This window comes from Sphingomonas sp., assembly GCF_048594985.1.
In the GTDB taxonomy this organism is placed as follows: Bacteria; Pseudomonadota; Alphaproteobacteria; order Sphingomonadales; family Sphingomonadaceae; genus Sphingomonas_I.
Map to the genome: position 1 here is coordinate 1 of NZ_JBMDXG010000159.1, position 2,537 is coordinate 2,537.

5 protein-coding genes are annotated in these 2,537 nt (G+C 68.0%); 4 read left to right on the forward strand and 1 reads right to left on the reverse strand.

Translation table 11 applies throughout. The features are described 5' to 3' along the window. From ACOJSF_RS06175 to def, 3 genes are all read left to right on the forward strand, one after another. The coding region (locus tag ACOJSF_RS06175) for a toprim domain-containing protein (protein ID WP_420141346.1) at window positions 1-189 on the forward strand (189 nt) is incomplete at its 5' end. Between the two features lie 22 nt (window positions 190-211). Beyond that, window positions 212-571, forward strand: coding sequence for a VOC family protein (locus ACOJSF_RS06180; protein WP_420141347.1), 360 nt, complete (start codon window positions 212-214; stop codon window positions 569-571). A gap of 63 nt (window positions 572-634) precedes the next feature. Beyond that, window positions 635-1,168: a peptide deformylase gene (gene def / locus ACOJSF_RS06185; RefSeq protein WP_420141348.1), complete on the forward strand. Its 534-nt coding sequence runs from the start codon at window positions 635-637 to the stop codon at window positions 1,166-1,168. A gap of 142 nt (window positions 1,169-1,310) precedes the next feature. On the opposite strand, the gene ACOJSF_RS06190 is transcribed toward def, so the two are convergent. After that, entirely contained in the window at window positions 1,311-1,703 is a 393-nt protein-coding gene (locus ACOJSF_RS06190; protein ID WP_420141349.1) for a four-helix bundle copper-binding protein, read from the reverse strand. A 116-nt stretch (window positions 1,704-1,819) separates the two neighbouring features. On the opposite strand from ACOJSF_RS06190, the gene rmuC reads away from it, so the two are divergent. Beyond that, window positions 1,820-2,537: DNA recombination protein RmuC (rmuC, locus tag ACOJSF_RS06195; RefSeq protein ID WP_420141350.1), on the forward strand; the 718-nt coding region annotated here is incomplete at its 3' end.

A 2,537-nucleotide genomic window follows, 5' to 3' on the forward strand; every position in this document is an offset into this window, starting at 1 on the left:
GAGGTGGTGCTGGCGATGAACGCGACACTCGAGGGGCAGACGACCGCGCACTATATCGCCGAGCGGATCGAACGCTTTCCCGTGCGCGTGACGCAACTCGCGCATGGGCTGCCCGTCGGTGGCGAACTGGACTATCTGGACGAAGGGACGCTGGCGCAGGCGCTGCGCGCGCGGCGCCCGGTGGGCTGAGACGGCGCGCGGGAGAATGGTCATGGGCGTGACGGGGATCGGCGGCTTCTTCTTCCGGGCGAAGGATCCGGAGGCGCTCGGCGCGTGGTACAAGGACGTGCTGGGCGTGGGCGGCGGCGCGGATAGCTGGGTCTGGCGGCAGGAAGCGGGGCCGACCGTGTTCGCGCCGTTCAGGGCCGACACGACCTATTTCGCCGCGGACAAGCCATTCATGCTCAACCTGCGCGTCGCCGATCTCGACGCGCTGACCGCGACGCTGGCGGCCAAGGGGATCGAGGTCACGACCGATCCCGATTGGGATGCGCCCGAGACGGGCCGCTTTGCACGCATCCACGATCCCGAAGGCAATCCGATCGAACTGTGGCAGCCGCCCGCCGACTGACCCGATCAGGCTGATCGAACGGCTTCGCTTGAACTCGCGCGCGCCGGGGCATATTTTCCGCTCATGGCCATTCTTCCGATCCTCGAAGCGCCGGACCCCCGGCTGCGCGTCAAGTCCGCCCCGGTCGAGGCGGTCGACGATGCGTTGCGCGCGCTGATCGCCGACATGTTCGAGACGATGTACGACGCTCCCGGCATCGGCCTGGCCGCGATCCAGGTCGGCGTGCCGAAGCGCGTGCTGGTGATCGACCTGCAGGAGGAGGAAGGCGAGGACGGGCAGCCAGTCCGCAAGCCGATGGTCTTCATCAATCCCGAGCTGAGCGAGCCGGTCGAGGACATGCGGACCTATACCGAGGGCTGCCTGTCGGTGCCCGACCAGTTCGCCGATATCGACCGCCCGGCGGAAATCCGCGCGCGCTGGCTCGACGAGCAGGGCGTCGCGCATGACGAACGGATCGGGGGAATGCTCGCCACCTGCCTCCAGCACGAGATGGACCATCTGGAGGGCATCCTCTTCATCGACCATCTGTCGCGGCTGAAGCGCGAGATGGTGCTGAAGAAGCTGGAAAAGGCGCGCCGGCAGAAGAAGGCCGCGTAAGCCGGCCGATCTTCGGCTTTTCCATTCGCACCGAGCTTGTCGGAGTGCGGATCACCGTTCCCGCTCGGTCTCGTTAGAGCAGGAACGTGCTTCGACAGGCTCAGCACGAACGGTGTTACATACTGCCCGTAACGGTAGCCGGTCAGTAGGCGATCGTCGCCAGCGCCTCGCGGCAGTCGCGCGCGCATTCGCGGCACATTTCGGCGCAGCGCCGGCAATGTTCATGGTCGTGCTTTTCGCATTCGTCGGCGCAGATGTCGCAGATCGTGATGCACGCCTGAAGCATGGCGCGCAGCGCGCTTTCATTGCTGCCCGCGCGGCGGACCGCGAGGCGCGCGGTCGCGGCGCACACATCGGCGCAGTCGAGGCAGACGCGGATGCACTGCGTCATGTCCATGTCCTCGGCCGAGCAGGCATCGGCGCAGGACGTGGCGATCAACCCGCAATACATGGCATGCTTGGCGGCCTCCGCCAGCGGCTCGTTGACGTGCCCGCCGACATCGGGGTGGGCGGCGATCATCTTGCGGATGGACATGTGCGCTCTCCTCTTCCTTTACCTGACCGAACGGCGCGGACGGGCGGAGCGTTCCGGATTGCCCTTGCGCGAAAGCGTGAAGTGAGTTATGTTCACGTTTAGTTCCGGGGAGGATCATGGACGCGCTTTCTATCATCGTCGTCGCGATCGCCGCGCTGGCGGCGGGTCTCGCGGTCGGCTGGCTGCTGGCGGGGCGTGCGGCGGCGGCGCTACGCAGCGAGCGCGACCGGTTCGAGGAACGTGCCGGGCGTGCCGAGCTGGTGCAGCGCACGCTCGACGCGGTCAGCCGCGAACGTGACCTCGCCCAGCGCGAGCTGGCGGCGGAGCGCGCGGCTGGCGAGGAACGCGCGCGCGCATTCGAAGCGCGCCTGACCGAGCTGCGTGAGGCGAAGGACGCGCTGTCGGCGCAGTTCAACGAGGTGGGCACGAAGCTGCTGGCCGATGCGCAGCGCCAGTTCCTCGAGCGCGCCGACGCGCGTTTCCGCCAGTCGGAGGAAAAGAGCGGCGACCAGCTCAAGGCGTTGCTCCAGCCGGTGAGCGAGCGGCTCCAACGCTATGAAGAGGGCGTGGCCAAGGTCGAGGCGGAGCGGCGCGACGCGTTCGGCGATCTGCGCGGCCTGATCGAAGGGATGCGCGCGGGGCAGGAACGGGTGAGCCAGGAGGCGGCCAAGCTGGTCAACTCGCTGCGCGCGGCGCCCAAGGCGCGTGGGCGCTGGGGCGAGCAGCAGTTGCGCAACGTGCTCGAATCGTGCGGGCTGGCCGAGCACACCGACTTCCAGATGGAGGTCAGCGTTGCGCTCGACGACGGCGCGCGGCTTCGCCCCGACGCGATCG

Bases quoted from the DNA above. Each gene is read 5' to 3' on its own strand.
- ACOJSF_RS06190 (WP_420141349.1), bottom strand. From the start codon at position 1,703: ATGTCCATCCGCAAGATGATCGCCGCCCACCCCGATGTCGGCGGGCAC.
- ACOJSF_RS06180 (WP_420141347.1), top strand. From the start codon at position 212: ATGGGCGTGACGGGGATCGGCGGCTTCTTCTTCCGGGCGAAGGATCCG.
- def (WP_420141348.1), top strand. From the start codon at position 635: ATGGCCATTCTTCCGATCCTCGAAGCGCCGGACCCCCGGCTGCGCGTC.